This is a genomic window from Blattabacterium cuenoti (assembly GCF_014252335.1).
GTDB lineage: Bacteria > Bacteroidota > Bacteroidia > Flavobacteriales > Blattabacteriaceae > Blattabacterium > Blattabacterium cuenoti_AL.
On sequence record NZ_CP059218.1, the window covers coordinates 296,156 to 321,787 of the forward strand.

The following is a 25,632-nucleotide window of genomic DNA, read 5'->3' on the forward strand; positions in this document are numbered from 1 at the left end:
TTATTGAATGCTTGCTTATATATTATTTAATTTTTTTAATTGTTTTTTCACACAATCATTTGTTATCTTTTGAAATAATATCAAAGGTTTTCCTAATATATGTCCTGGTGATAAAATTTCTTCTTGTATTTGATTCCACAAACAAGATTTTAAACGCAGTATTTTAAATAATTTTTCTGATGTATATGGAAGAAAAGGTTCTGATAATTGTGATAACATTCCTAAAATTTGCATATTTATATAAAGAATACTATTTAATCTTTTTGTATTTTTCCATGGAGCTTCCTTTGTTAAATATTTGTTTCCAATTCTTGCTAAATCCATAAAACATCCTAGAGCATCCCGAAATTTAAAGGTTTCTATCAGTTTACTAATATTTGTTGGATATTTTTGAATTATTTTTAATATTTTTTTGTCAAAAAAAGATAAAGAACCAGGAGTTGGCACAATTCCATTACTATATTTTTGAATGAGAGTAAGACTACGATGGACAAAGTTTCCTAATATGGCTACTAATTCCATATTATTTGTTGTTTGAAAATCTTTCCAATTAAAATTACTATCTTTATTTTCTGGCATCTTAGATATAAGAAAATATCGTAATGTATCCTGTTGATTTGGAAATTCTTTCAAATACTCATGAATCCATATACCCCAACCTTTAGAAGTAGAAATTTTCTTTTTCTCTAAGTTCATAAATTCATTAGCTACAACTTGATAAGGAAAAATATAACCTTTGTTATAAGCTTTAAGTATGATTGGAAAAATTATGCAATGAAATACAATATTATCTTTTCCTATAAACTGAATCAGTTTAGTTTTATCATCTTTCCAATAATATTTCCAGTCCTGTCGATTACGTTGTGCCCATTCTATGGTAGAAGAAATATATCCTAATACTGCTTCAAACCATACATATAAAACTTTTCCATAATACTTTGGGATCGTAATTCCCCAATTCAAATCTCTTGTAATAGCTCTAGGGGTTAATCCTTGATGTAACCATGATTTTGCTTGTCCATAAACATTCACTTTCCAATCATGTTTATGATCTTTTAAAATCCATTTTTCTAAAAATTTTTGATATTTATTCAAAGGAAAATACCAATGTTTTGTTTTTTTTAAAATTGGTATACTCCCATTTATAGTAGATATAGGATTGATTAATTCTTCACTACTTAATGTGGATCCACAATTTTCACATTGATCTCCATATGCTATAGAACTATTACAAATAGGACATGTTCCAGACAAATATCTATCTGGTAAAAATTGTTGTGCTACTGAATCATAATATTGTTCAGACACCTGTTCAAAAAGTATATTTTGATTACTAAATTCTTTAAAAAAAGATAGAGCCAATTTATGATGAATTTTTGCAGAAGTTCTAGAAAAATTATCAAATCGTATTCCAAAATGATGAAAACAATTTTTCATCATGATATAGTATTTATCTACTATTTCTTTTGGAGTTTTTTTTTCTTTTTTAGCTTGCATAGTAATAGGAACTCCATGTTCATCTGCTCCAGATATAAAAATAACTTTAATTTTATTATCTTTTCTTTTCAGACAACGAACAAAAATATCTGCTGGAACATAAACGCCTGCTAAGTGTCCTATATGAATAGGCCCATTAGAATATGGAAAAGCTGCTGTAACTATATATTTGTTTAATGGTTTCGGTTTCATCTATCTTTCATTATCAAACAATGATAATCAATGATATTCGAATAATAACAAAATTATTAATTATTACTTAAATATAATACAATCCATTTAATTTACATTATGAATAATAAGAAATTATTTTTAATAGATGCATATACCATTATTTATCGAGGATATTATGCTAATATCAAAAAACCTTTTTTCACGTCTAAAGGATTAAATACATCTAGTATACTATATTTTACATATTTATTGATTAAAACATTAAATGAAGATAAACCTTCCTATATGTCTGTTGTTTTTGATACTTATCAACAAACTTTTAGAAAGAAAGAATATAATCAATACAAAAATAATAGAAAAAAAACTCCAAAAGAAATTTTGATTGGTATTCCATATATTAAAGAAATTTTAAAATCTTTTAATATTTATTTTTTAGACGCAAAACATGGATATGAAGCAGATGATTTCATTGGTACCATTGCAAAACAAGCAGAAAAAAAAGGATATATAGTTTATATAGTTTCTTTGGATAAAGATTTTTGTCAACTTGTTACAAATAATATAAAAATTTATAGAATACCTTTTAAGGGTCAACCTAAAACAATATTAGGAGTCAATGAAGTTTTAGACAAATTTGGCATAAAGAATACTAAACAAGTAATAGATTTATTGGGAATGATGGGAGATTCTTCTGATAATATACCCGGATTACCAGGAATAGGAGAAAAACATGCGAAGAAATTCATTAAACAATATGATAATATTGAAAATTTTTTCACGTCCATTAATGATTTACCTCCAGGTAAAATGAAAAAAAATCTTGAACTGAATAAACAGTTAGGGTTTTTATCGAAAAAATTGGCAACTATAGTGACAGATATTCCATATATATATTTCAAAGAAGAAAATTTTTATGTACCAAAACCAAATTGGGATGCAATAAAAAAGATCTTTTTATTTCTTGAATTTAAGAAATTGTTAAAATATGCTTATCAATATTTTATAAATAAAAAATAAAATACAAATTATTTCTTATTATTTCTTATATAATCTATGTTTTTTCATATATTTACATACTTCTGGTGGAAGTAATGGTTGAATATTTTTTCCGTATCTAATATATTTACGAATATAAGAAGAAGATATATCAATAATTGGGCCTTCAAGGAAGAAGATTTTATTTTTATATTCATATTCCAAAAAAGGATTTAAAAATTTTCCAAAACGAGGATATACTAAAATATCATATTTATTTATAATAATTTTATAATCTTTCCAATTATTTAAGGTAGACAAAGTATCCATCCCCATAATAATAATAAATTTATTTTCAGGATATTTGTACTCAATAATATTGAGTGTATTAATAGTATAAGATGGTATTAATCCTGATTCTATATTTGAGCAAATCATTTTTTTATACTTTGAAGTAGCTAAACGTACCATATTAATCCTATGATGATAATCTATAAGATTACTTTTTTTTTTAATGGATTTTCTGGAGAAACTACAAACCAAATCTTATCTATATTTATAAATTCTACTATATAATTTGCTAAAATAATATGTCCTACATGAATAGGATTAAATGATCCAAAATAAAGTCCTATTTTCTTCATTATTATTAAAACCGTTATTCAGTTATTTTATTTATGTTGTTATTCAAAAACAAATCCATGAATGATTAGTACTTTTGCAAAGCAATTTGATAATACATTTATTTAATATAAAAAAATTGTAATTAACATAATATGCACAATCATTTTTCAAAAAAAAATCATCAAATAAATAAAAAACATTTTATTTATTATATTATTGGATTTTTTTTTCTTGGAAATAGCATTTTTTTATTTTTAAGTTTTTTATCTTTTTTTTTTCATTGGAAAGAAGATCAAAGTCAATTATATCAAATATTTAATCAAGAAATTATTGTAGACAATTTACTTGGAAAAGTGGGAGCTTTTTTAGCTCATTTTTTTATCCACTGTGGAATAGGAATTAGTTCTTTTTTCTTTCCTATATTATGTTTTTTTAAAAGTATAATAATACTTTTTGGAACCAAACGAATTTTCATCAAACAGTATCATTTAATAAAATTTAATTTTTTCTTTTTAAGCATATGGATCCCAATTACTTGCGCTTTAATTATTCCTAATTATGGATTATTAAGTGGAATTCTAGGATTTGAAATTAATCACATTTTGATCAGCTTTTTTGGAAAATTGGGAGTAGGAATACTTTTATCTATAGTATTTATACTATACATTATACTGGTATTACGTATTCACTATCCAATGAATACAATTAGATTAAAAAAAATTCAACCCCCAAAAAAAATCTATCATCCATATGAATATGAAAGATATAATACATGTTTGGTAAACTTTAAACAACAAAATAAAAAAAACAATATCATTACTTCTAATTATAACATCAAACCTCATCCTATTATATTGTCAGAATCAAAAAAATATGATGATTCTTTCATAAAGAATAGAAAAGCAACAGAAAATAATAAAGAAAAAATTCTTACAATTTTTAAATACTATAAAATAGAAATAGAAAACATAAAAATAACTATAGGTCCTACTATTACTTTATATGAACTTTTTCCTAAGGTTGGAGTTCGTGTTTCCACAATAAAAAGTTTAGAAAACGAAATTGCTTTAAGCGTATCTGCTGCTATAGGAATAAGAATAATAGGTCCACTTCCTGGAAGAGGATCAATTGGAATAGAAATTCCAAATAATATACGCACCATCGTTTATATGACAAATATCATGTATTCTAAAGAAATGTTTGAAAAAAGTAATAATAAGGAACTACCTATTCCATTAGGAAAAACTGTATTCAATGAAATATTTATGATTGATTTAGCAAAAATGCCTCATTTACTTATAGCAGGATCAACAGGCCAAGGAAAATCCGTTGGAATTAACATTATGATTATTTTTTTATTATATCATAAATCACCGGAATATATTAAATTTATTTTAATTGATCCAAAAAAAGTAGAATTATCTATTTACAATAAGATTTCAAAATCTTATTTTGCTTTTATTCCAAATTATACAAGAACACCTATCATTACAGACATAACAATAGCAACAAAAGCATTAAATTCCTTATGCAAAGAAATGGATAATAGATATTTTCTTATGGAAAAATATAATGTAAGAAATATTCAAGAATATAATGAAAATAACAAATTACCTTTACCTTATATCATACTAATCATTGATGAATTTGCAGATTTGAGTCTTTCTTTTAAACGAAAAGAAATAGAAATATACATTACCCGTTTAACACAGTTAGCTCGTGCGGTTGGAATTCACTTGATTATTGCAACACAACGTCCATCAGTAGATGTTATTACAGGATTAATAAAATCTAATTTTACAGCTAGAATAGCATTTAGAGTTAGTTCAAAGATAGATTCTAGAACTATATTAGACTGTAATGGAGCAGAAAAATTAGTTGGACAAGGAGATCTTTTATTTTCTAACAAACAAGAATTAGTCAGAATACAATGTCCTTTTGTCAATATATCAGAAATTAAACAAATAGTCGATTTTTATGAAAGCACAAGCATACAACAAAAATTTTTTTTGCCAAATCCAGATATATAATTAAAACTTTTTAATCATAAAATGCGGTCTGGACGGGACTTGAACCCGCGACCCCATGCGTGACAGGCATGTATTCTAACCAACTGAACTACCAGACCAAAACAATTTTTTTTGAAAAAAATATTAATCAATATTCATTAAAACATCCAATTTTTTTCTTATTTCCTCTTTAGTAGCAACTCCAATATGCATATCTATTTTTTTTCTATTTTTAAAGAAAAAAATAGTAGGAATACTTCGTATTCCATATATAGAAGAAATTTTGGGATTCTGATCAACATTTAGTTTTCCAACTAACACCTTGTTGTTGTATTCATTATATACATCTTCCAATATAGAAGACAAAGTTCTACATGGAGCACACCATGGAGCCCAAAAATCTACTAAAATAGGTTTATTCACTGATCTAATAAATTTTTCAAAGCTTTCATCATTTATCTCTTGTATCATACATACTTATTTAATTAATAATTCAATAAAAATAACAAATTTACCGTTTTTGTGTTAAAATTGAAAGTCTTTTAACAAACGTATGTAAATATCTATACCATTTAGTATTTCTGAAATATAAATATACTCATTTGGAGTATGAGAACGAACACTATCTCCTACCCCAATTTTAATAGTTGCAAAAGACATATGACTTTGATCAGACAAAGTAGGAGATCCATAGATTTTAAGATTTAATTTTTTAGATTTTAATACAATTGGATGAGTTGGATCAATAAAAGAAAAATTATACATTGAAGAACGTATTTTGATTGTTGAAGATAGATTTTTTTTAATAAAAAAAATTAATTCCTCTTGATCATATAATTCATTAGTTCTAATATCTAAAACAAACGAACAAGAATCTGGTATCATATTATGCTGTATACCACCCTTGATTTGAGTGACCGTTAATGTTGTTCTACCTAGTAATTTAGATTCTCTAGTAAAACGAATCGTTTTCAAATATTCAATATCTTTTGTTGCTATATAAATAGCATTAATTCCTGAATTAGGTGATAAAGCAGAATGAGCACTTTTTCCTATGGCTAAGCAATCTAATACGATTAATCCCTTTTCTGCAATAGCAACTTGCATATTGGTTGGTTCTCCTATTATTCCTACGTCTATTTTACCTAATTCAGATAAAATAGATTTAACACCTTCATTTCCAGCAATTTCTTCTTCTGCTGTAATAGCAAGAATTAATTTATAAGGCAATAGAATAGATAAACTACTCAAATAAATAAAAGCAGAAATTAACGCTACTACAGAAGCACCAGCATCATTGCTACCTAATCCTATTAATTTGTTGTTTTTTATAATTGCCGTATAAGGGTCAGTATACCAATTAGTTCCAGGATGCACAGTATCATGATGAGAGTTCAATAAAATGGTAGGAGTGTTTTTATTTTTTATATAATTATTATTTTCAGTCCATATGTTATTAAATTTTCTGTTTATATGAAATCCATATTTAGACATATAATCTTCTATTAAAAAAGATACTTCTTGTTCTTGTTTGGATACTGATGGAGTATTTATAATTTTTATCAGTAGTTGTATTGCCTCTTCTTTTAATAGTTTTAAATTCACTATAGACATAAAATGGTCTTATTCTTTATATCATTTAAATAATCAGGATGTCCTATATATACCTTAGATACTCCATTTTTTAAAGCAAAAAATGCATTTTCTAATTTTGGTATCATACCATTTATTACGGTTTTATTTTTTTTTAGAGATTGAAATAAACGTAAATCTATTTTTGGAAAAAAAGATTCTGAATCTTGTAAATTACTTAATACACCTTTTTTATCGAAACAAAAGTGTAATTCTGTTTCATATAATTTGATTAAGGAAATTGCTATTGATGAAGCTATAGTATCTGCATTGGTATTTAAAAGATTTCCTATTCCATTATGAGTAATAGGACATACTACAGGTACAATATTATGTCTTAACAGGAAGATCATAACACTATAATTTACACTTTGACTATTCAAATCTCCAACATATCCATAATCCACTTCATTGGTTGTTTTAACACGTAAATGTGACTTAATACAATTAAGATCTGCTCCACATAAACCCAATGCATTACAACCATAATACTGCAATTTAGAAACAATCTTTTTATTGACTAGCCCGGCATACGTCATCACAACAATATCAAGTATTTCTTTATTTGTTACTCTTCTTCCTTGTACAAATGTTGGATTAACTCCCATTTTATTGCAAATATTATTTGCCAAACTTCCACCTCCATGAACTAGAACCTTTTTGTCTGGTATTTTCAAAAAAGCATATAAAGCAGAATAAAGAGAGTCATGGTTATTTATTAAGTTTCCACCAATTTTGACTATATGGATTTTCATGATAAAAATTATAATAATTTCAAAAAAATCATTTGGGTAGAAAAAATTCTATTTTCTGCTTGTTGTAATACAATAGATTGAGGACTATTCAAAACGTAATCTTCGACCACTATATTTCTCCTTACGGGTAGACAGTGCATAAATTTAGCTTGATTAGTTAATTCCATTTTTTTTTGAGTAATCATCCAATCATCACTTGTATGTAGTATTTGTCCATAATGTCTATAACTACTCCAATTTTTTGCATATATAAAATCTGCGTTTAAAAATGCTTTATGTTGATCATATGTAGTATAAATTCCTTTAGAAAATTTTTCATACAAATCGTATTCTTTAGGACAAGTAATAGTTAAATCAATTTCTTCTATTCGAGATAGACATTGAACAAAAGAATTGGCTACAGAATGTGGTAATGGTTTTACATGTGGTGCCCAACTTAACACTACTTTGCATCGTTTGTTTTTTTTTGACAAAAAAGGAAAAAATTCGGCTATTGTCATAGCATCTGCCAATGACTGTAAAGGATGCATAGTCGCACTTTCCAAATTTACGACTGGAACTTTAGAATAAGACAATATTTTTTTAAAAAAAACTTCTTCGTAATCATAATCTCTATCTAAAAGATTAGGAAATGTTCTTATTGCTATAATATCACAATATAAACTCATTACCGAGATTGCTTCTTTAATATGTTCTTGAGTATGTTTCATCACAGTGCCATCATTAAGTTCTAATCTCCAAGAATCTCTATTAACATCTAAACTCCAAATATTACATCCTAAATTAAAAGCGGCTTTTTGGCAACTTAGCCTAGTTCTTAGACTTGGATTAAAAAATATTAATCCAATTGTTTTATTTTTTCCATAATTTTGAAAATCATATGGGTTCTTTTTTAATTTGATAGAATTTTTTATAATTTCATATAAATCATCGATATCTTCTATACTGAAAAAATTTTTCATATAATTATTTATATTCATTCCAAGATGTAATTAATAAATTGTTCATAGATAACTTACAAAAAGCCTGTATAAAAACTTTGGCTAATCTAGCATTAGTTATCAGAGGGATATTAAAATCTACAGCAGAACGTCTGATCGCATAATCGTTATCTAATTCTGATTTACTTAAATTTTTTGGAATATTAATAATTAAATCAAATTTTCTATTTTGAATAAAATCAATCACGTTTGGATATTTATCAATATTTCCCCAATGAACCCTTACTGACGGAACTCCATAATCAGATAAAAAATGATTAGTTCCTTCTGTTGCAAATAATACATATCCTTTTTTATGCAATAATTTTAAAACTTCTAAAAGATCCAATTTAGATATCATTGGTCCTCCGGATATAAGTATATTTTTTTTAGGAATAGTATACCCAACAGAAAGCATAGATTTTAATAGTGCCTCATCAAAAGTGATTCCTAAACATCCTACTTCTCCTGTAGAAGACATATCTACTCCTAAAACAGGATCTGCTTTTTGCAATCTAGAAAAAGAAAATTGAGAAGCTTTAACGCCTATAAAATTCATAGTCAATAAATTGTTTTCTATTTTTTCTTTACTTTTTCCAATAATAACTTGAGTAGCTAATTCAATCATATTGAAATTAGAAACTTTGGATACAAATGGAAAACTTCTAGAAGCTCTTAAATTACATTCAATTACTTTTAATTCATTGTTTTTAGATAAAAATTGAATATTGAAAGGCCCAGATATATTAAAATGTTTAGATATTTTTTTAGATATTCTAACTATTTCTCTTAATGTAGATAAATACAAATTATGTGGTGGATATACTAACGTTGCATCTCCTGAATGTACTCCAGCAAATTCTACATGTTCTGATATTGCATAATATAACATTTTTCCATTTTGAGAAACTGCATCTAATTCAATTTCTTTTGCATTTTGAATAAATTCTGTAATGACTAATGGTTTATCTTTAGAAATAGAAATTTTATTATTCAAAAGATAATGTTTCAGTTCTTCATGATTAGAAAGTATGTTCATATTAGCTCCTGAAAGAACATAAGATGGTCTAACTAAAATAGGATAATCTACTTCTTCGATAAATTGATAAATATGATTAATATTAAAGAATTCTTTCCATTTAGGTTGGTTTATATCCAATAAGTCCATAACATTAGAAAATTTGTATCTATTTTCTACTTTATCTATGGAAATAGGAGATGTACCTAAAATTTTTACTTTATTTTCATAAAGCTTCAAAACTAAATTATTAGGAATTTGCCCACCCATAGAAACTATTGTTCCTTTTGGATCTTCTAAATCAATAATATCTAAAACTCTTTCTAAAGTCAGTTCTTCAAAATATAATCTTGTACAAACATCAAAATCGGTACTTACTGTTTCAGGATTATAATTAATTATTATAGATTTATAACCTTCTTTATTAAGTGTTTGTAAAGAACTAACACAACACCAATCAAATTCTACACTGCTTCCAATTCTATATACTCCAGATCCTAAGATAATAATTGATTGACCATCTGTTACATCATAAGAAACGTCATGTTGAATCGCGTGATAGGTCATATACAAATAGTTTGTTTGAGCAGGATATTCAGATGCTAAAGTATCTATTTGTCTAACATATGGAACTATATCTTTTTCTTTTCTATATATTCTTATTTCTTGTTCTAAATGATAAACATCTTTTTTATCATATTTTTTATGATGATGACATTTTAACAAACTTGCTATCTGTAAATCAGAAAAACCTTCTTTTTTAGCTTGATGGAATAACGTCTTCGGTATTTTGCTCCAATGATCATAAAATGAAATCTTTTTTTTTGTTTTCAACATATTATCCATTTGATACAAAAACCAAGGATCTATTTTGGTTAACTGATGTATTCTTTGAATCGAAATACCTTTGTCTAAAGCTTTTTCTAACAAATATATTCTTTGATCTGTAGGTTCTTTGATAGTTTCCTGAAGCAAATTAACAGATTCTATTTTGGGTGGGGTCACATTGATAAAGCCTAATAATCCAATGTCTAACATACGAATTCCTTTTTGCAAAGCTTCTTCAAAAGATCCACCTATAGCCATTACTTCTCCTACACTTTTCATACTGCTTCCAATTTTATTAGAAACTCCATAAAATTTTTTTAAATCCCATCTAGGTATTTTGCAAACAACATAATCTAATGATGGTTCAAAAAATGCAGTAGTTGTTTTATTGATCGAATTTTTTAATTCATGCAATCCAAATCCCATCGCTAATTTTGCAGAAACAAATGCTAATGGATAACCAGTTGCTTTAGAAGCTAAAGCACTTGAACGAGAAAGTCTAGCATTCATTTCAATTACTCTATAATTATTTGATTTATAATCTAATGCAAATTGGACATTACACTCACCAACTATATCAAAATTTCTAGCAATTTCAAAAGAAAGTTTCCTTAAATTAAAATACTCATAATTGGTTAAAGTTTGGGTAGGAGCTACAACAATACTTTCTCCAGTATGAATACCAATAGGATCAATATTCTCCATATTGCATACTGAAATACAATTATCATACTTATCTCTAACGATTTCATATTCTATTTCTTTCCACCCATTTAAATATTCTTCTATCACAACTTGAGAAGAATAGGAAAAAGCTTGATTGACTATTTTCTTTAAATCATGAATATCTTTTGCAAAACCACTACCTAATCCACCAAGTGTATAAGCAGATCGTATGAGAATAGGAAATCCTATTTGTGAAGAATAATATATTGCATTTTCTATAGAATGAACAACAAAACTTTTTACAGTTTTGATTTTCATTTTTTGTAATTTTTTTCGAAATATATCTCTATCTTCACTTTGAATAATGGATTCAATAGAGGTTCCCAACACTTTAATATTATACCTTTCAAACACTTTTTCTTTGAAAAGTTGTATACCACAATTCAATGCTGTTTGTCCGCCAAAAGATAGCAAAATTCCTTGCGGATTTTCCTTTTCAATAACCTTTTTGATAAAAAACGAGGTAATAGGTAAAAAATAAACCTTATCTACGATTTCATTGGAAGTTTGAACAGTAGCAATATTAGGGTTAATCAATATAGTATAAACTCCTTCTTCTTTAAGAGCTTTTAATGCTTGTGTTCCAGAATAATCAAATTCACCTGCTTCCCCTATTTTTAATGCACCTGATCCTAGGATAATAACTTTATCTATTTTCATTCTTTTGAAGATGGTTAATATTATATCTTCTAATAACAGAGTTCATAAAAATATCAAATAAAAATTCAGTATCCATAGGTCCACTAGATGCTTCTGGATGAAATTGCACAGAAAAAAAAGGTTTGCTATTATGAATAATTCCTTCACAAGTATTATCATTCAAATTTTTAAAAAACACTTTCCAGTTTCTATAAAGTTGGGGGGTATAATCTAATCCAAAACTATGATTTTGTGATGTAATAAAATGTTGTCTAGTATTGATCAATACTACTGGTTGATTAACTCCTCTATGTGCATATTCCAATTTATAAGTTTTTCCTCCAGCTGCTAGTCCCAACAATTGATGCCCTAGACAAATACCGAATATTGGTTTATCTATTTTCATCACCTTACGTATATAGTATATAGGAACTTTATAAAGTTTTGGATTTCCAGGACCATTAGAAAGTACTAATCCATCATATTTTTCTTTTGTAAAATCATAATCCCATGGAACTCTTATAATTGTACAATTTCTTGCTAATAAACAACGTAAAATATTATTCTTTAACCCGAAATCTACAATCAGTATTTTATATTTACCTTTTCCATATATAACTTTTTTACAAATAGAAACTTGTTTTGCTAAATTTTCTTGATTAGGATCATAAAAGGGAATATTTTCTTTTTCTATTAAAATTTTTCCCAACATAGATCCACCTTTTTTTCTCAATTTTTTAGCGAGTGATCTTGTATCTATGTTATATAATCCAGGTATACCATTATATTCTAACCAATCTGATAAAGTATATGTCATATTCCAATGGTATGGACGATTAGAATAATAAGAAATTAGTAATCCTGAGACTTGAATTTTATCTGATTCATAAAATGGACAAATATATCCTTCTTTTTTAGTATCCTCAGTATTGTTAAAATCAATTGGTACTCCATAATTTCCAATAATAGGATAAGTATAAGTTAGAATTTGTCCTTTGTAAGAAGGATCTGTTAAACTTTCTGGATAACCTGTCATTGCAGTGTTAAAAACTACTTCTCCAGAAGAAGAAACTGATGCTCCGAAATGAAACGCTTTATACTTTGTACCATCTTCTAATATTAACATTGCCTTTTTGTTACTACTACTATTCTCTTTCATGTTTTTCCTAAAAATGATAATGCGTTTTTTAACTTTTTAACAAACAAATTAACATGACATTCTTTAATACTCAATGGAGGTAACAATCGCAAAACATAAGGATTACTGGATACACCAACAAAAACTTTTTCTTTAAATATTAGAACATTTTTTAAATCATCAACAGTAAAATCAAATTCTAAGCCCATCATTAATCCTCTTCCTCTGATTTTTTTGATTGAAGATATTATATGTAATTTTTGTAACAATAATTCCCCCATTAGTTTAGCATTTGCAATTAAATTTTCTTTTTTAATGATCTCTAACACAGAAATTCCTGCAGTACAAGCTAAATGGCTACCACCAAAGGTAGTTCCCAACATTCCATGATAAGGTTTAAATTTAGGATGAATTAATACAGCTCCTATAGGAAATCCATTGCCCATTCCTTTAGCAATAGTTATTAAATCCGGTTTAATAGAATATAATTGATGAGCAAAAAATAATCCAGTTCTTCCATATCCACTTTGCACCTCATCAACAATAAATACCGCATCATATTTTTTGCATATTTTAGTTGCTTGACAAAAAAAATTTGATCCTGGATCAATAATACCAGAAATACCTTGTATTCCTTCCGTAATTACAGCACAAACATCTTCATGTTGTAATTCTTTTTCCAAAAGATCAAGATCTTTGTACTTGAGAAAAGTGATGTTATGTTGAGTATTGAATGGAGATACTAATTTATAATTATCCGTAACTGATACACTTCCACTAGTTCTTCCATGAAAAGCTCCTTTAAAAGCAATCACTTTTTTTTTACCTGTATGAAAAGAAGCAATTTTCAATGCATTTTCATTAGATTCCGTTCCAGAATTACAAAGAAATAATGAATACTCTTCATATCCTGAACTCTTTCCAAGTAAATTAGCTAATTTTTGTTGTTGATGAATAATAACACTATTTGAATAATAGGAAATTTGATTAATTTGATTTGTTAAAGATTGAATATAATTTGGATGTGAGTGCCCAATAGATATAACTGCATGTCCTCCATAAAAATCTAAATACATATTATTTTGTTGATCAAAAACATAAACTCCTTTACTCTGTTGCAGTTTTACATTTAGAATAGAATAAACATCAAATAATTTCATTATTGGTTTTTTTCAGAAACGAATAGATTTTAAATTTAAACCATAGGTTTCTACTAAATTAAACATCAGATTCATATTTTGTATAGCTTGACCAGAAGCTCCTTTGATTAAATTATCTATAATACTTATAACGATAAATTGATTTTTTCTTTCAATAAGGTGTAAAAAACATTTATTAGTATTAATCACTTGTTTTAAATCTATATTTGTTTCTGAAATTTCTACAAACGGATGATTGTTATAAAAATCATAATATATGTTTTTCTTTTTTTCTAAAGACATATTATCACTCAAAGTAGTATATACAGTTGATATAATTCCTCTAGAAAAATTTCCTCTATAAGGCACAAAATAAATGTATGGAGAAAAATTATTTTGCAATTGACAAATTGTTTGTTCTATTTCATTCAAATGTTGATGAGTAAATATATTATAAGTAGAAATATTGTTATTCCTCCAACTAAAATTATTTGTATCAATGATTTGTTTGCCTGAACCTGTAGAACCAGTAATAGAACTGATATGAATATCTTTTTTTAATAATTTTTTTTTAGCTAATGGTAACATTGCTAAAATAATTGCTGTAGCAAAACATCCTGGATTTGCTATATTGTTAGACTCTTGAATTATATTTCTATGTAATTCTGGTAGTCCATAAATAAACTTTCTATCTTTAAAAGAAGATTGATTATCATTTCTAAAATCTTGACTTAAATCAATAACTTTGCTATGTTTTGGTATATTTTGCAATTCTTTTCTGGATTGACCATGTCCTGAACAAAGAAAAACAAGGTCAATTTTTGGGTCTAATGATTGAGAAAATTTCATATTTATTTCTCCTAAGATATCTTGATGAACATCATGAATCAAACATTCTGGATTGCTTTTGCTAACTACGCTTATAATTTTAGCTTTAGGATGATAAATTAACAATCTTATTAATTCTCCTGCTGTGTACCCAGTTCCTCCTATTATCCCTATTTTAATCATTATTCTTTCTTCTTATTCTTTTCTTCTGTTAAATGATGATACATTTTCATTTGATTGCTCAAAATTTTTGTGAATCCTGTGATATCTTCTTTTGTCCAAGCATAATTCATTTCACCATATTGAGCCATATTGGATGTCATTAAATCAAACTTAGATTGAATTCCAACCAAATGAAATCTATATGGATATAAAACTACTTTCACTTGACCAGTTAATCTTTCTTGTGTACTGCTTAAAAAAGTTTCTATATTCCTCATAACTGGATCTAAATATTGTGCTTCATGAAGTAGCATCCCATACCAATTAGATAATTGATCTTTCCAATATAATTGCCATTTTGTAAGAATATGTTTCTCTAATAGATGATGTGCTTTAATAATAATAATTGCAGCAGATGCTTCAAAGCCAACCCTACCTTTAATTCCTAAAATAGTATCTCCAATATGAATTCCTCTTCCTATTGCAAATTCTGAGGCAATGTTTTCAATTTTTATAATATTTTTTATAGCCTTTGCTCTTTCTCCATTTACACCAACCAATTCTCCCTTTTCGAATTCTAATGCTAAATTTTCACTTTTTGTTCTTTTTAATTTTTTCGGATATGCCTCATTAGGAAGATCCTCTAATGAGGTTAATGTTTCTTTCCCTCCAATACTAGTCCCCCAAATTCCTTTATTGATTGAATATTTTGCTTTGTCCCACCCAATAGCAATACCAAAATTTTTTAAATATTCTATTTCTTCTTTTCTGGAAACTTTAAAATCTCTTATAGGAGATAAAGTAATTGTTTCTGGACAAATAATTTGAAAAGCTATATCAAATCTTATTTGATCATTTCCAGCACCTGTACTACCATGAGCAATAGCTTTTGCTTTCATATCTTTAGCATATTTTGCAATTTGAATTGCTTGAAATATTCTTTCTGAACTAACAGAAAGTGGATATGTATTATTTTTTAAAATATTGCCAAATATAAGATATTTTATACAATTCTGATAATACTCTTCTATCGCATCAATAGATATATGTGATTTAGCACCTATTTTTAAAGCTCTAATTTCAATATTTTTTAATTCACTTTTTTGAAATCCTCCTGTATTAATAATGACAGTATGTACTTCATATCCTTTTTGAATTAAAAATTTTAAACAATAAGATGTATCTAATCCTCCACTATAAGCCAAAACAATTCTATCTCCATCAAATAATTCATTTAATTCATTTTTTTTACGTTTTTTTAACGGATTATATAGCATTCCCGTACAAAGGCACATTTTTCTTTTATTTCTTGTTAATATATCAAAATTGGAACAACTTTCACATCCTTTCCAAAATTTTTCTGATTTAGTAATCTCACTAAATGAAACTGGTTTGAATCCTAATTCTGTATTTATTTTAATGACATAATTATTGGTAGTAATGCTAAAAATTTTAGCATGTGGAAATTTTGTTTTTGAAAGATTAAAAATTTCTAATTTAATAATTTTTGCTAATCCTTGTTGTCTATATTCTGGAAATACAATTAATCCAGAATTAACGACAAATTCCTGTTTTTGAAAAACATCTAAATATCCAAATCCAGCAATTTTATCATTACAAAAAGCAATAACTGCATTACCAAGAATCATTTTTAGTTTAATGTATTCTGGATCTTTTTTAGCAATACCTGTACCTCTAATTTTTGCTGATTCCTGTATTTTATTACAAATAATATAAGCATATTTTGTATCTGTTTCATTAGATACTCTAACATTTATTTTCATTTTTTTCAGTAACCAAACCCTACGCAACTAAACTAATACTAGTATACTAAGTTTTTATCAATTGTATCAATATCAAATACCACACAACTATAACATAGTATAAAGTACAACTATAACATTACATTACAAATTTAATAAAGACTTTTAATAAATGCTATTTTTTTTTAATTCAAACAAACATCAACTCCTTGAATTTTTTCTAATTCTTTTAAAAAATTGTAGTTGATTTCCAATTCATATTTTATAGATTCAAAATAAATACTTTTATTTTCACGATTGTATATCATGATATGAAGTTTTTTATTCCCTATATTTTGAGACAATAAAAGATTTTCCAATTTATCAATGGTTATCTTATTTAAATACTTTAACTGTATTTTTAATATTAATTTATTATTAATCCATGTTTTTAATATCTTTTTAAGACTATCAATACGATACATGTGTATCCTTTCACAAATTATCACATACGAATCAAATGATAAATTATTATTATAATGTTTGTATTTGAAATATTTTTTACCATTTCCATGAATGATAAAACTGTTAGTAACATGCTTCTCTTCTTCCAAAAAGATTCCATATATTTTTTCATTTTTCATATAATTATCTTTATTGGATAACATACCACATATATACAATTTTTTCCCTATAATTTGTTTTGCATAATGGTTCAATTGATCTAAAGATAAATTAATAAAATATGTTTTTTTGTAAACTGTATTTGTAACATAAGAACGTATTATAGATAGATCAATTCCTAAAACTTCTTGTTTTTTCTTAATCAGAGTACTTTTAGTCCAGAAATTATTATTTTTTTTTTTTATTATAGTTTTTATATCATCCTTTATAGAATGTTTTTTTTTCATACTATAATGTTTAGATCCAACTTGTATAATCTTTTCTATTATGCTTGACTTATGATTTTTTTCTTTGTTTTGTTCCTCGTAAATATCAAAATACGTTGTTCTATCAATCTTAAATGAGTCTAATGCCCCAGATAAAATTAAACTTTCCAAAGTTTTTTTATTCACTATCCTCAAATCTATACGTTCTACAAAATCAAAAATGTTTTTGTAAAATCCATTTTTGTTTCTTTCATTCATAATTATTTTTACAGCATTTTGTCCTACTCCTTTTATTCCTCTCAATCCAAATCTAATCGATGTTGGATTAATCACTTGAAAACATGAATCACTATAATTAATATCAGGTTTTAAAATATTAATTTTCAATCTTTTACATTCTTTAATAAAAAAAGATAGTTGTTTAATATTATCCATATTATTACTCAATACAGAGGCCATATATTCACATGGAAAGTGAGTTTTAAGATACGCCGTTTGAAATGCGATATAAGCATAACAAGTAGCATGAGACTTATTAAATGCATAAGAAGAAAAGCATTCCCAATCTTTCCATATTTTTTCTATTCCTATTTTGGAATATCCATTTTTAATCGCATTAGATATAAACTTGTTCTTTAATTTATTAAGTTCAGATTTGTTTTTTTTACCCATAGCTTTTCTAAGAAAATCTGCTTCTACTTTAGTAAAACTTGCTATTTTTTGAGATATTAACATTACCTGTTCTTGATAAATAGTTATTCCATAAGTATCTTTTAAAATTTTTTCCACTTCTGGAAAATCATAAGTAATAGATTCATATCCATGTTTTCTTGATATAAAATTAGGAATATATTGCATTGGACCAGGTCTGAACAAAGCATTCATTGCAATTAAATCATCAAATTTATCTGGATGAAGATCACGCAAATACTTTTGCATACCAGGAGATTCATATTGAAAAACTGCAACTGTCTCACCTCTTTGAAATAGAAAATAGGTTTTTTGATCCTCTAAAGAGAATTTCAATAGTATATCTGTACGATTTTTTAATAATTCTAATGTATCCTTAATAATTGTCAAAGTTTTTAAGCCTAAAAAATCCATTTTCAATAATCCAGTTTTTTCTACCACATTATTATCAAATTGAGTTAACATCAAATCAGATTCTCTGGAAATTGCAACTGGTACATATTCTATAATATCATATGGACTAATTATAATTCCACAAGCGTGTATTCCAGTACTTCTAATAGTACCTTCTAAAATTTTTGCTTTATCCAAAATTTGGCCTTCTAATGAATCTTTATTTTGCGCTATCTTTCTCAATCTTTTCACCTTATCAATATCCATTTTTTTCATATTTTTAAGAATGCTATTTTCTGATAATATAGATTTTAATGATACACAACATTCAGGAATCATTTTAGCTATACGATCAGTTTTTTCTAGCGATAGATTTAATACTCTAGCCGTATCTCTAATAGAAGATCTTGCACCCATAGTAGCATAAGTAATAATTTGTGCAACTTTATTTTTACCATATTTGTTAACTACCCATTCAATAATTTTATCACGTCCTCTATCATCAAAATCAATATCAATATCAGGTAAATTTATCCTGTTAGGATTTAAAAATCTTTCAAAGAGCAGTTGATATTTTATTGGATCTATATTAGTGATTCCTATACAATACGCAACGACAGATCCTGCTACTGATCCTCTACCAGGTCCTACTGAAATATTCATTTTTTTAGCTCTAGATATAAAATTTTGAACAATCAAAAAATATCCTGAATATCCCAATTTGTCTATTGTATTTAATTCAAAATGAATTCTTTTTATAATTGATTTTGAAATTAATGGATAACGTTTTTTAGCTCCTTCATAAGTCATTTTTTTTAATAATTTGTTTTCACTTATATTTACACCACCATTAATTTTCTCCATAGTATTTTCAAAAGATTTTGAAAATTTTGGAAGTAATATTGGATGTGAAAGTTGATAACAATCAATTTTGTCAATTAATTCTTTTAGATTATCAAAAGCTTCTGGAAGATCAGAAAACAGTATTTTCATTTCTTCTGTACTTTTAAAAAAAAATTCACTATTAGGAAATCCAAATCTATATTCTTTTCCTATGCCTATAGGAGTAGATTTTTTTTTTCCATACTTGATGCAAAGTAAAATATCGTGTGCATCAGATTCTGTTTTATCTAGATAAAACGTATTATTTTGTATAATATATTTAACATTATATTTTATAGAGAATTGAAGTAAAATTTTATTTACATAATCTTCTTCTTCTAATCCATGACGTAATAATTCAACGTAAAAATCATCTTGAAAAATTTCTTTCCACCATAAAAATATTTTTTCTGCTTTTTTCTTTCCATAATTAAGAATTGTATATGGAATTTCTGCATTTAAATCACCGCTCATTGCGATTAAATTATCTTTGTATTTTTCAATTAATTTTTTACCAACTCTTGGTCTACCAGAATAATACCCATCTAAAAATCCATGAGAACAAAGTTTTGACAAATTATGATATCCAGCTTTATTTTTTGATAATAAAACTTGATGATAATATTTATCTGGTTTATCTTTAGTGAAGGTTTTTTGCAGATAATTATCTGATATAAAAATTTCACTTCCAATAATACCTTTAATAGATTTTTTTAAATATGAATATTTTTTATTTGCATCGTTAATAGCATCTAAAAAATAAAAAACGCCCATCATATTACCATAATCAGTAATTCCTACAGCTGGCATATTATTACATATAGCTCTTTCCACTAAAGATTTCACCTTAATAGTAGAATGAAGAATGGAAAAATAAGTATGATTATGAATATGGGAGTAATTTTTATTTTTCAATTTTGTTATATCGCATAATTTTTTTTTTATTTTATACGTGTAGGTGGGGTTGTGCATAATATCTGTGAATGATACTATAGATGAAGGAATGATCATAGGAAAAATTTCTCTAAATTTGTTGATAATTTTTTCTTTTATTCCACTTTTTCTATAATTAATGACTCCTAAACGTAATAATTCTAAAAAACAACGTGCAGTAGCTTTTACATCGTAAGCAGCATTATGAGCGTGATTTAATTGAATTCCGAATAATTTATAATATAATTCAGTTAATTTAGGCCATTTAAATTTTTTTCTCACTCCAATACCTGGCAATTTGCAATAATCAGTTGCCAAATCTTTTGTATCCAAAATTTTTTTCTTATTTCCTGTTAATAAAGTTGTTTTATTGATCCGAAAATATTCGCAATCAATAATATTTATATCAAATTCTAAGTTATGTCCAATTAGATATTCAGATTTGTTTAATATTGTTTCAAATTGTTTTATAACAAATGTTAAGTCTTTTCCATATTTTTCCGCAATTTTATTAGTAATACCATGAATTTTAAACGAATTGAAAGGAATTTCGTAATTATCTGGTTTAACTATAAAATTTTTAAATTCTATAATTTTTCCAAAAGTATCATGACTCTGCCAAGAAATCTGTACTAATCTTGGCCAATTTTCTGTATCAGTAACAGGATTTTTATAAGATATTGGTAATCCAGTGGTTTCAGTGTCAATAATAAGATACATTTATTTATATTTAAAAAACAATTTACGCTATACTCCACAAAATATAGTGTTTTGTGAAATCTATGTTTAAATGATTTATAAAAAATTATGATTAGTTTTGTATGTTTTTAGATTGATTCTTCATTCTTTATAATAGAAGAACATCTAAATAATTTATGGTTGTAATAATAAAATATATGTCTAGTCAGACCCAAGGAAAAATTAACAAACAAACATTAAGTAATAAACATTTTATCGATATAAATCAGAATCAAAACAATAAAAATAGTTTTAATTGTACAAAATATGAAAATCATTTGAATGAGGATAAAAACAAAGAAAGAATAAAGTTTGAACAAATCTACACCAATACTTTACCAAATATTCAAGAATTAGAAATATATAAAGGTATTGTAACATTAATGACGGATAATAGTGTAATAGTCGATATTGGATTTAAAGCTGAAGGAGTTATTCCTATTAATGAATTTAGAGAGGAATTGAAAGATGATTTACATCTTACAATTGGTAGTAAAATAGAAGTAATGATGGTAAAAATGGATTATAAAGGACAATGTATATTATCATATCAAAAAGCAAAAATTTTAAGAAGTTGGCAACGTATTAATGAATATTATACAAAAGGAGAAATTATTTTGGGATATGTTATTTCCAGAACTAAAGGAGGATTAATTGTGAAAATTTTTGATATAGAATGTTTTTTACCTGGATCACATATTAATGTAAAACCTGTTAAAGATTATGAAACTTATGTAGGAAAAACAATAGAAGTTAAAGTTGTTAAAATTAATAAAAAAACAAAAAACGTTGTTGTATCTCATAAAGTATTAATAGAAAAAGATATAGAAGAACAAAGAAAAAAAATGATTTCTAAATTAGATAAAGGACAGGTTTTGGGAGGTAAAATTAAAAATATTCTTCCTTATGGAGCATTTGTAGATTTAGGAGGAGTAGATGCATTATTGCATATTACAGATATGAGTTGGGCACATATCAATCATCCTACGGAAATAGTACAATTAGAACAAGAATTAAAATTTGTAGTTTTAGGTGTAGATCAAGAAAAAAATCGTGTTCAATTAGGATTGAAACAATTACACACTCATCCTTGGAATTCATTAGATACAAATTTAAAAGTAGGAAGTAAAATCAAGGGTAAAGTAAGTGTTTTAGCAGATTATGGAGCTTTTGTTGAAGTAATTCCTGGAGTAGAAGCATTATTACATATTAGTGAAATGTCTTGGTCATCAGATTTATCTTCTCCACAAGATTTTATACAAATAGGAGAAGAAATAGAAGCTTTGATTTTAACTATTGATAGACACGAGAGAAAAATGTCTTTAAGTGTAAAACAATTAACTGAAGATCCATGGATAAACATTCAAACAAAATATCCTGTTGATACTAAAATAGAAGGTAAAATAATAAAAATTACTAATTTTGGCGTTTTTATAGAACTAGAAAAAGGAATATCTGGAATTCTCTATACTCATGATCTTTCATGGACAAAAAAAATAAAACATCCATCTGAATTTTGTAATTTAAACGAAAAGTTAGAGGTAATTGTTCTTTCTTTGGATATAAAAACAAGAAAATTGCACTTAGGTCATAAACAAATTATAGACAACCCTTGGAATCAATATGAAAAAGTATATTCTATAGGAAGTGTTCACGATGGAGTATTAATTAATTTATTTGATAAAGGAGGAACTGTTATAATTAATCAGGAGGTGGAAGCATTTGTTCCATTAAGATTTTTAGAAAAAAAAGATGGAAATTTTGTTAAGAAAGGAGAAGAAATTAATTTTAAAGTTACCGAATTTGATAAAGAATCTAAGAAAATAGTTGTGTCTCATACATCTACTTACCGTGATGGTGATGCTATTAATAAAACTTATAAAAAAACTTCTCGTGTAAAAGTAAAACCCATCAAATCCATCAAATCCATCAAATCCATCAAACCCATCAAACCCATCAAACCCATCAAACCCATCAAACCCATCAAACCCATCAAACCCATCAAACCCATCAAAAAAAGTAGAAAATTTGAAAGATCTACTCTTGGAGATATAGAAGGATTGGTGAAATTAAAAGAAAAAATAGAAAAAGAACAAGATAAAAAAGATAAATAGGTTCATGGCATGGATAAGGATAATAGGATAATGGATACACACCCTATTGCAGAAAAAAAAGGTTGGAAGGTTGGAATTGATTTTCCTATTTGGGCAAATAATGAACTATATTTGACTACCATTAAAAGTGGATATTTGTTAGATGGAGAATCTCCTTATGAAGCATATAATAGATTAGCTAAAAAAGCTTCACAAATTCTTAATAAACCAGAATTAGAAAACAATTTTTTCAATATTTTGTGGAAAGGATGGCTTATCCCTTCTACTCCAGTTATGGTAAATTTAGGAACAGAAAAAGGGTTACCTATAAGTTGTTTTTCTGGACAAATTGGAGACAGTATGTATGAAATATATAGAAAAAATTTAGAAATGGCTATTCTTAGTAAGCATGGAGGAGGAACTTCATATGATTTTAGTTTAATAAGACCAATTGGGAGTTATATAAAAAATGGAGAATTAGGAACTTCAGATGGAATTATTCCTTTTATTAAATCATATGATAGTTCAATTATTGCTAGTAAACAGGGAAAAACTAGAAGAGGAGCTGTTGCAATATATTTAAATATAGAACATCAAGAATATACAGAATTTTTAAAGATAAGAGAACCTAAAGGAGACATAAATCGTCAATGTCACAATATTCATCAAGGTGTTATACTTTCTAATTCATTTATGAATAAAGTTGTAAAAGAAAATGGACAAGAAAGACACTTATGGATTAATACATTAAAAGAACGTGTAAAAACAGGAGAACCTTATCTTTTTTTTAAAGATAATGCTAATATTAATCTTCCAGAAAATTGGAAAAAATATGGATTAAAAATACATCATAGTAATTTATGTTCTGAAATTATGTTGCCTACAGATGAAAGTCATACTTTAGTATGTTGTCTTTCTTCTTTAAATATTTATAAATATATAGAATGGAAAAATACTAAAACTGTATTTTATTCTATATTATTTTTAGATGCTGTTCTTCAAGAATTTATTAATAAAGGTAAACATATTAGAGGAATAGAAGATGCTGTTCGTTTTGCAGAAAAAAGTAGAGCGTTAGGTTTGGGTGCATTGGGATGGCATTCTTATTTGCAATCTAGATTGATTCCTTTTATTTCATTACAATCTGATATGTTAATTCATGAAATTTTTAGTAAAATACAATTAGAATCTTACAAAGCGACTCAATATTTAGCTAAAGAATATGGAGAATCTGAATGGAATATAGGTACTGGAAGAAGAAATTTAACTTTAATGGCAATAGCACCAAATAGAAGTTCTGCTAAACTCGCTGGAGGGCTTTCTCAAGGAGTAGAACCTTTAGCAGCTAATATATATGTCGATGATGATTCAAAAGGTATGCATATACGACAAAATCCTTATTTAAAACAAATTCTTGCAGAACGTGGACATGATATTCCTGAAATTTGGGAAGAAATAGCAAATGAAAAAGGATCTTGTTTGAATTTAACTGTTCTTAGTGAAAAAGAGAAACATGTATTTTTATGTTTTAAAGAAATTAATCAATTAAATCTAGTAAAACAAGCTAGTATTAGACAAAAATATATTGATCAAGGACAAAGTATTAATTTATCATTTCATCAAAATACTCCAGCCAAATTTATTAATTTGGTACATCTTGAAGCTTGGAAAATAGGATTAAAAAGTTTGTATTACTATAGAAGTGAAAGCATTATTCGAGCAGATTATGCAAAAAATAAAGGGCAGTGACTTACTCTCCCGGAATAACCAGTACCATCAGCGCTAATGTGTTTAACTTCTCTGTTCGGAATGGGATAGAGGTTGGACCACATTGCTATGACTACCCAATAAAATAAAATAAACATAACATATATGAGGAGATAATATAAGCCTATGGGTAATTAGTACTATTCAGCTATGACATTACTGTCTTTACACTTATAGCCTATCAACGTTGTCATCTTCAACGACCCTTAAAAGAAGCCTAATCTTGTGGTTAGTTTCGCACTTATATGCTTTCAGTGCTTATCTTTTCCGAACGTAGCTACTCAGCGATGCACCTGGCGATACAACTGATACACCAGAGGTTCGTCCAATTCGGTCCTCTCGTACTAGAATCAGCTCCACTCAAGCTTCTAACGCTCGCA

The 25,632-nt window shown here is 26.6% G+C and carries 15 protein-coding genes, 1 tRNA gene, 2 rRNA genes and 1 pseudogene (1 of these 19 running past the window's edge); 4 read left to right on the top strand and 15 right to left on the bottom strand.

Going from position 1 to position 25,632, the window contains the following annotated elements:
• Positions 1-15: 15 nt before the first annotated feature.
• Complete coding sequence (gene metG / locus H0H37_RS01395; RefSeq protein WP_185882202.1) at positions 16-1,689, bottom strand: methionine--tRNA ligase; 1,674 nt, start codon at positions 1,687-1,689, stop codon at positions 16-18.
• A gap of 99 nt (positions 1,690-1,788) precedes the next feature.
• On the opposite strand from metG, the gene H0H37_RS01400 reads away from it, so the two are divergent.
• Positions 1,789-2,688, top strand: coding sequence for a 5'-3' exonuclease (locus H0H37_RS01400; RefSeq protein WP_185882203.1), 900 nt, complete (start codon positions 1,789-1,791; stop codon positions 2,686-2,688).
• A gap of 18 nt (positions 2,689-2,706) precedes the next feature.
• On the opposite strand, the pseudogene nadD reads toward H0H37_RS01400, so the two are convergent.
• Positions 2,707-3,290, bottom strand: a pseudogene (gene nadD / locus H0H37_RS01405) (nicotinate (nicotinamide) nucleotide adenylyltransferase).
• Between the two features lie 132 nt (positions 3,291-3,422).
• Here nadD and H0H37_RS01410 point away from each other — a divergent pair.
• Complete coding sequence (locus tag H0H37_RS01410) at positions 3,423-5,300, top strand: DNA translocase FtsK 4TM domain-containing protein (RefSeq protein ID WP_185882204.1); 1,878 nt, start codon at positions 3,423-3,425, stop codon at positions 5,298-5,300.
• A gap of 24 nt (positions 5,301-5,324) precedes the next feature.
• Here the strand turns inward: H0H37_RS01410 and H0H37_RS01415 are convergent.
• The 11 genes from H0H37_RS01415 to dnaE form a co-directional block, all read right to left on the bottom strand.
• Positions 5,325-5,398 (bottom strand) — tRNA-Asp (locus tag H0H37_RS01415).
• A 25-nt stretch (positions 5,399-5,423) separates the two neighbouring features.
• A complete protein-coding gene (gene trxA / locus H0H37_RS01420; protein ID WP_185882205.1) occupies positions 5,424-5,750 on the bottom strand; it encodes a thioredoxin in 327 nt (108 codons plus the stop codon).
• A gap of 54 nt (positions 5,751-5,804) precedes the next feature.
• Positions 5,805-6,893 carry a M20/M25/M40 family metallo-hydrolase gene (locus tag H0H37_RS01425; RefSeq protein ID WP_185882206.1) on the bottom strand — a complete coding sequence of 363 codons (1,089 nt, stop codon included), beginning with the start codon at positions 6,891-6,893 and terminating at the stop codon, positions 5,805-5,807.
• Positions 6,884-7,666, bottom strand: a complete 783-nt coding sequence (gene argB / locus H0H37_RS01430) for an acetylglutamate kinase (protein ID WP_185882207.1) — start codon at positions 7,664-7,666, stop codon at positions 6,884-6,886. Before argB ends, H0H37_RS01425 begins: the two co-directional genes overlap by 10 nt.
• Before the next feature lie 8 nt (positions 7,667-7,674).
• Positions 7,675-8,628 carry a Rossmann-fold NAD(P)-binding domain-containing protein gene (locus H0H37_RS01435; RefSeq protein WP_185882668.1) on the bottom strand — a complete coding sequence of 318 codons (954 nt, stop codon included), beginning with the start codon at positions 8,626-8,628 and terminating at the stop codon, positions 7,675-7,677.
• Positions 8,629-8,632: 4 nt separating this feature from the next.
• Entirely contained in the window at positions 8,633-11,878 is a 3,246-nt protein-coding gene (gene carB / locus H0H37_RS01440; protein WP_185882208.1) for a carbamoyl-phosphate synthase (glutamine-hydrolyzing) large subunit, read from the bottom strand.
• On the bottom strand, positions 11,865-13,016 hold the full coding sequence (gene carA, locus H0H37_RS01445) for a glutamine-hydrolyzing carbamoyl-phosphate synthase small subunit (RefSeq protein WP_185882209.1): 1,152 nt from the start codon (positions 13,014-13,016) through the stop codon (positions 11,865-11,867). Before carA ends, carB begins: the two co-directional genes overlap by 14 nt.
• Positions 13,013-14,155: an aspartate aminotransferase family protein gene (locus H0H37_RS01450; RefSeq protein ID WP_185882210.1), complete on the bottom strand. Its 1,143-nt coding sequence runs from the start codon at positions 14,153-14,155 to the stop codon at positions 13,013-13,015. Before H0H37_RS01450 ends, carA begins: the two co-directional genes overlap by 4 nt.
• A gap of 12 nt (positions 14,156-14,167) precedes the next feature.
• On the bottom strand, positions 14,168-15,145 hold the full coding sequence (gene argC / locus H0H37_RS01455; RefSeq protein ID WP_185882211.1) for an N-acetyl-gamma-glutamyl-phosphate reductase: 978 nt from the start codon (positions 15,143-15,145) through the stop codon (positions 14,168-14,170).
• Positions 15,145-16,908, bottom strand: a complete 1,764-nt coding sequence (locus H0H37_RS01460) for an argininosuccinate synthase domain-containing protein (protein WP_185882212.1) — start codon at positions 16,906-16,908, stop codon at positions 15,145-15,147. Before H0H37_RS01460 ends, argC begins: the two co-directional genes overlap by 1 nt.
• 164 nt (positions 16,909-17,072) lie before the next feature.
• Positions 17,073-21,374 carry a DNA polymerase III subunit alpha gene (dnaE, locus tag H0H37_RS01465; protein WP_185882213.1) on the bottom strand — a complete coding sequence of 1,434 codons (4,302 nt, stop codon included), beginning with the start codon at positions 21,372-21,374 and terminating at the stop codon, positions 17,073-17,075.
• Positions 21,375-21,550: 176 nt separating this feature from the next.
• Between dnaE and rpsA the strand changes: the two genes are divergently transcribed.
• Positions 21,551-23,506, top strand: a complete 1,956-nt coding sequence (gene rpsA / locus H0H37_RS01470) for a 30S ribosomal protein S1 (protein ID WP_185882669.1) — start codon at positions 21,551-21,553, stop codon at positions 23,504-23,506.
• Between the two features lie 9 nt (positions 23,507-23,515).
• On the top strand, positions 23,516-25,234 hold the full coding sequence (locus tag H0H37_RS01475) for a ribonucleoside-diphosphate reductase subunit alpha (protein ID WP_238785473.1): 1,719 nt from the start codon (positions 23,516-23,518) through the stop codon (positions 25,232-25,234).
• Here H0H37_RS01475 and rrf read toward each other — a convergent pair.
• Both rrf and H0H37_RS01485 read right to left on the bottom strand, forming a co-directional pair.
• Positions 25,223-25,333 (bottom strand): 5S ribosomal RNA (rrf, locus tag H0H37_RS01480). The two genes, H0H37_RS01475 and rrf, sit on opposite strands and share 12 nt — an antisense overlap.
• Before the next feature lie 33 nt (positions 25,334-25,366).
• A 23S ribosomal RNA gene (locus H0H37_RS01485) occupies positions 25,367-25,632 on the bottom strand (it continues 3,085 nt past the right edge of the window).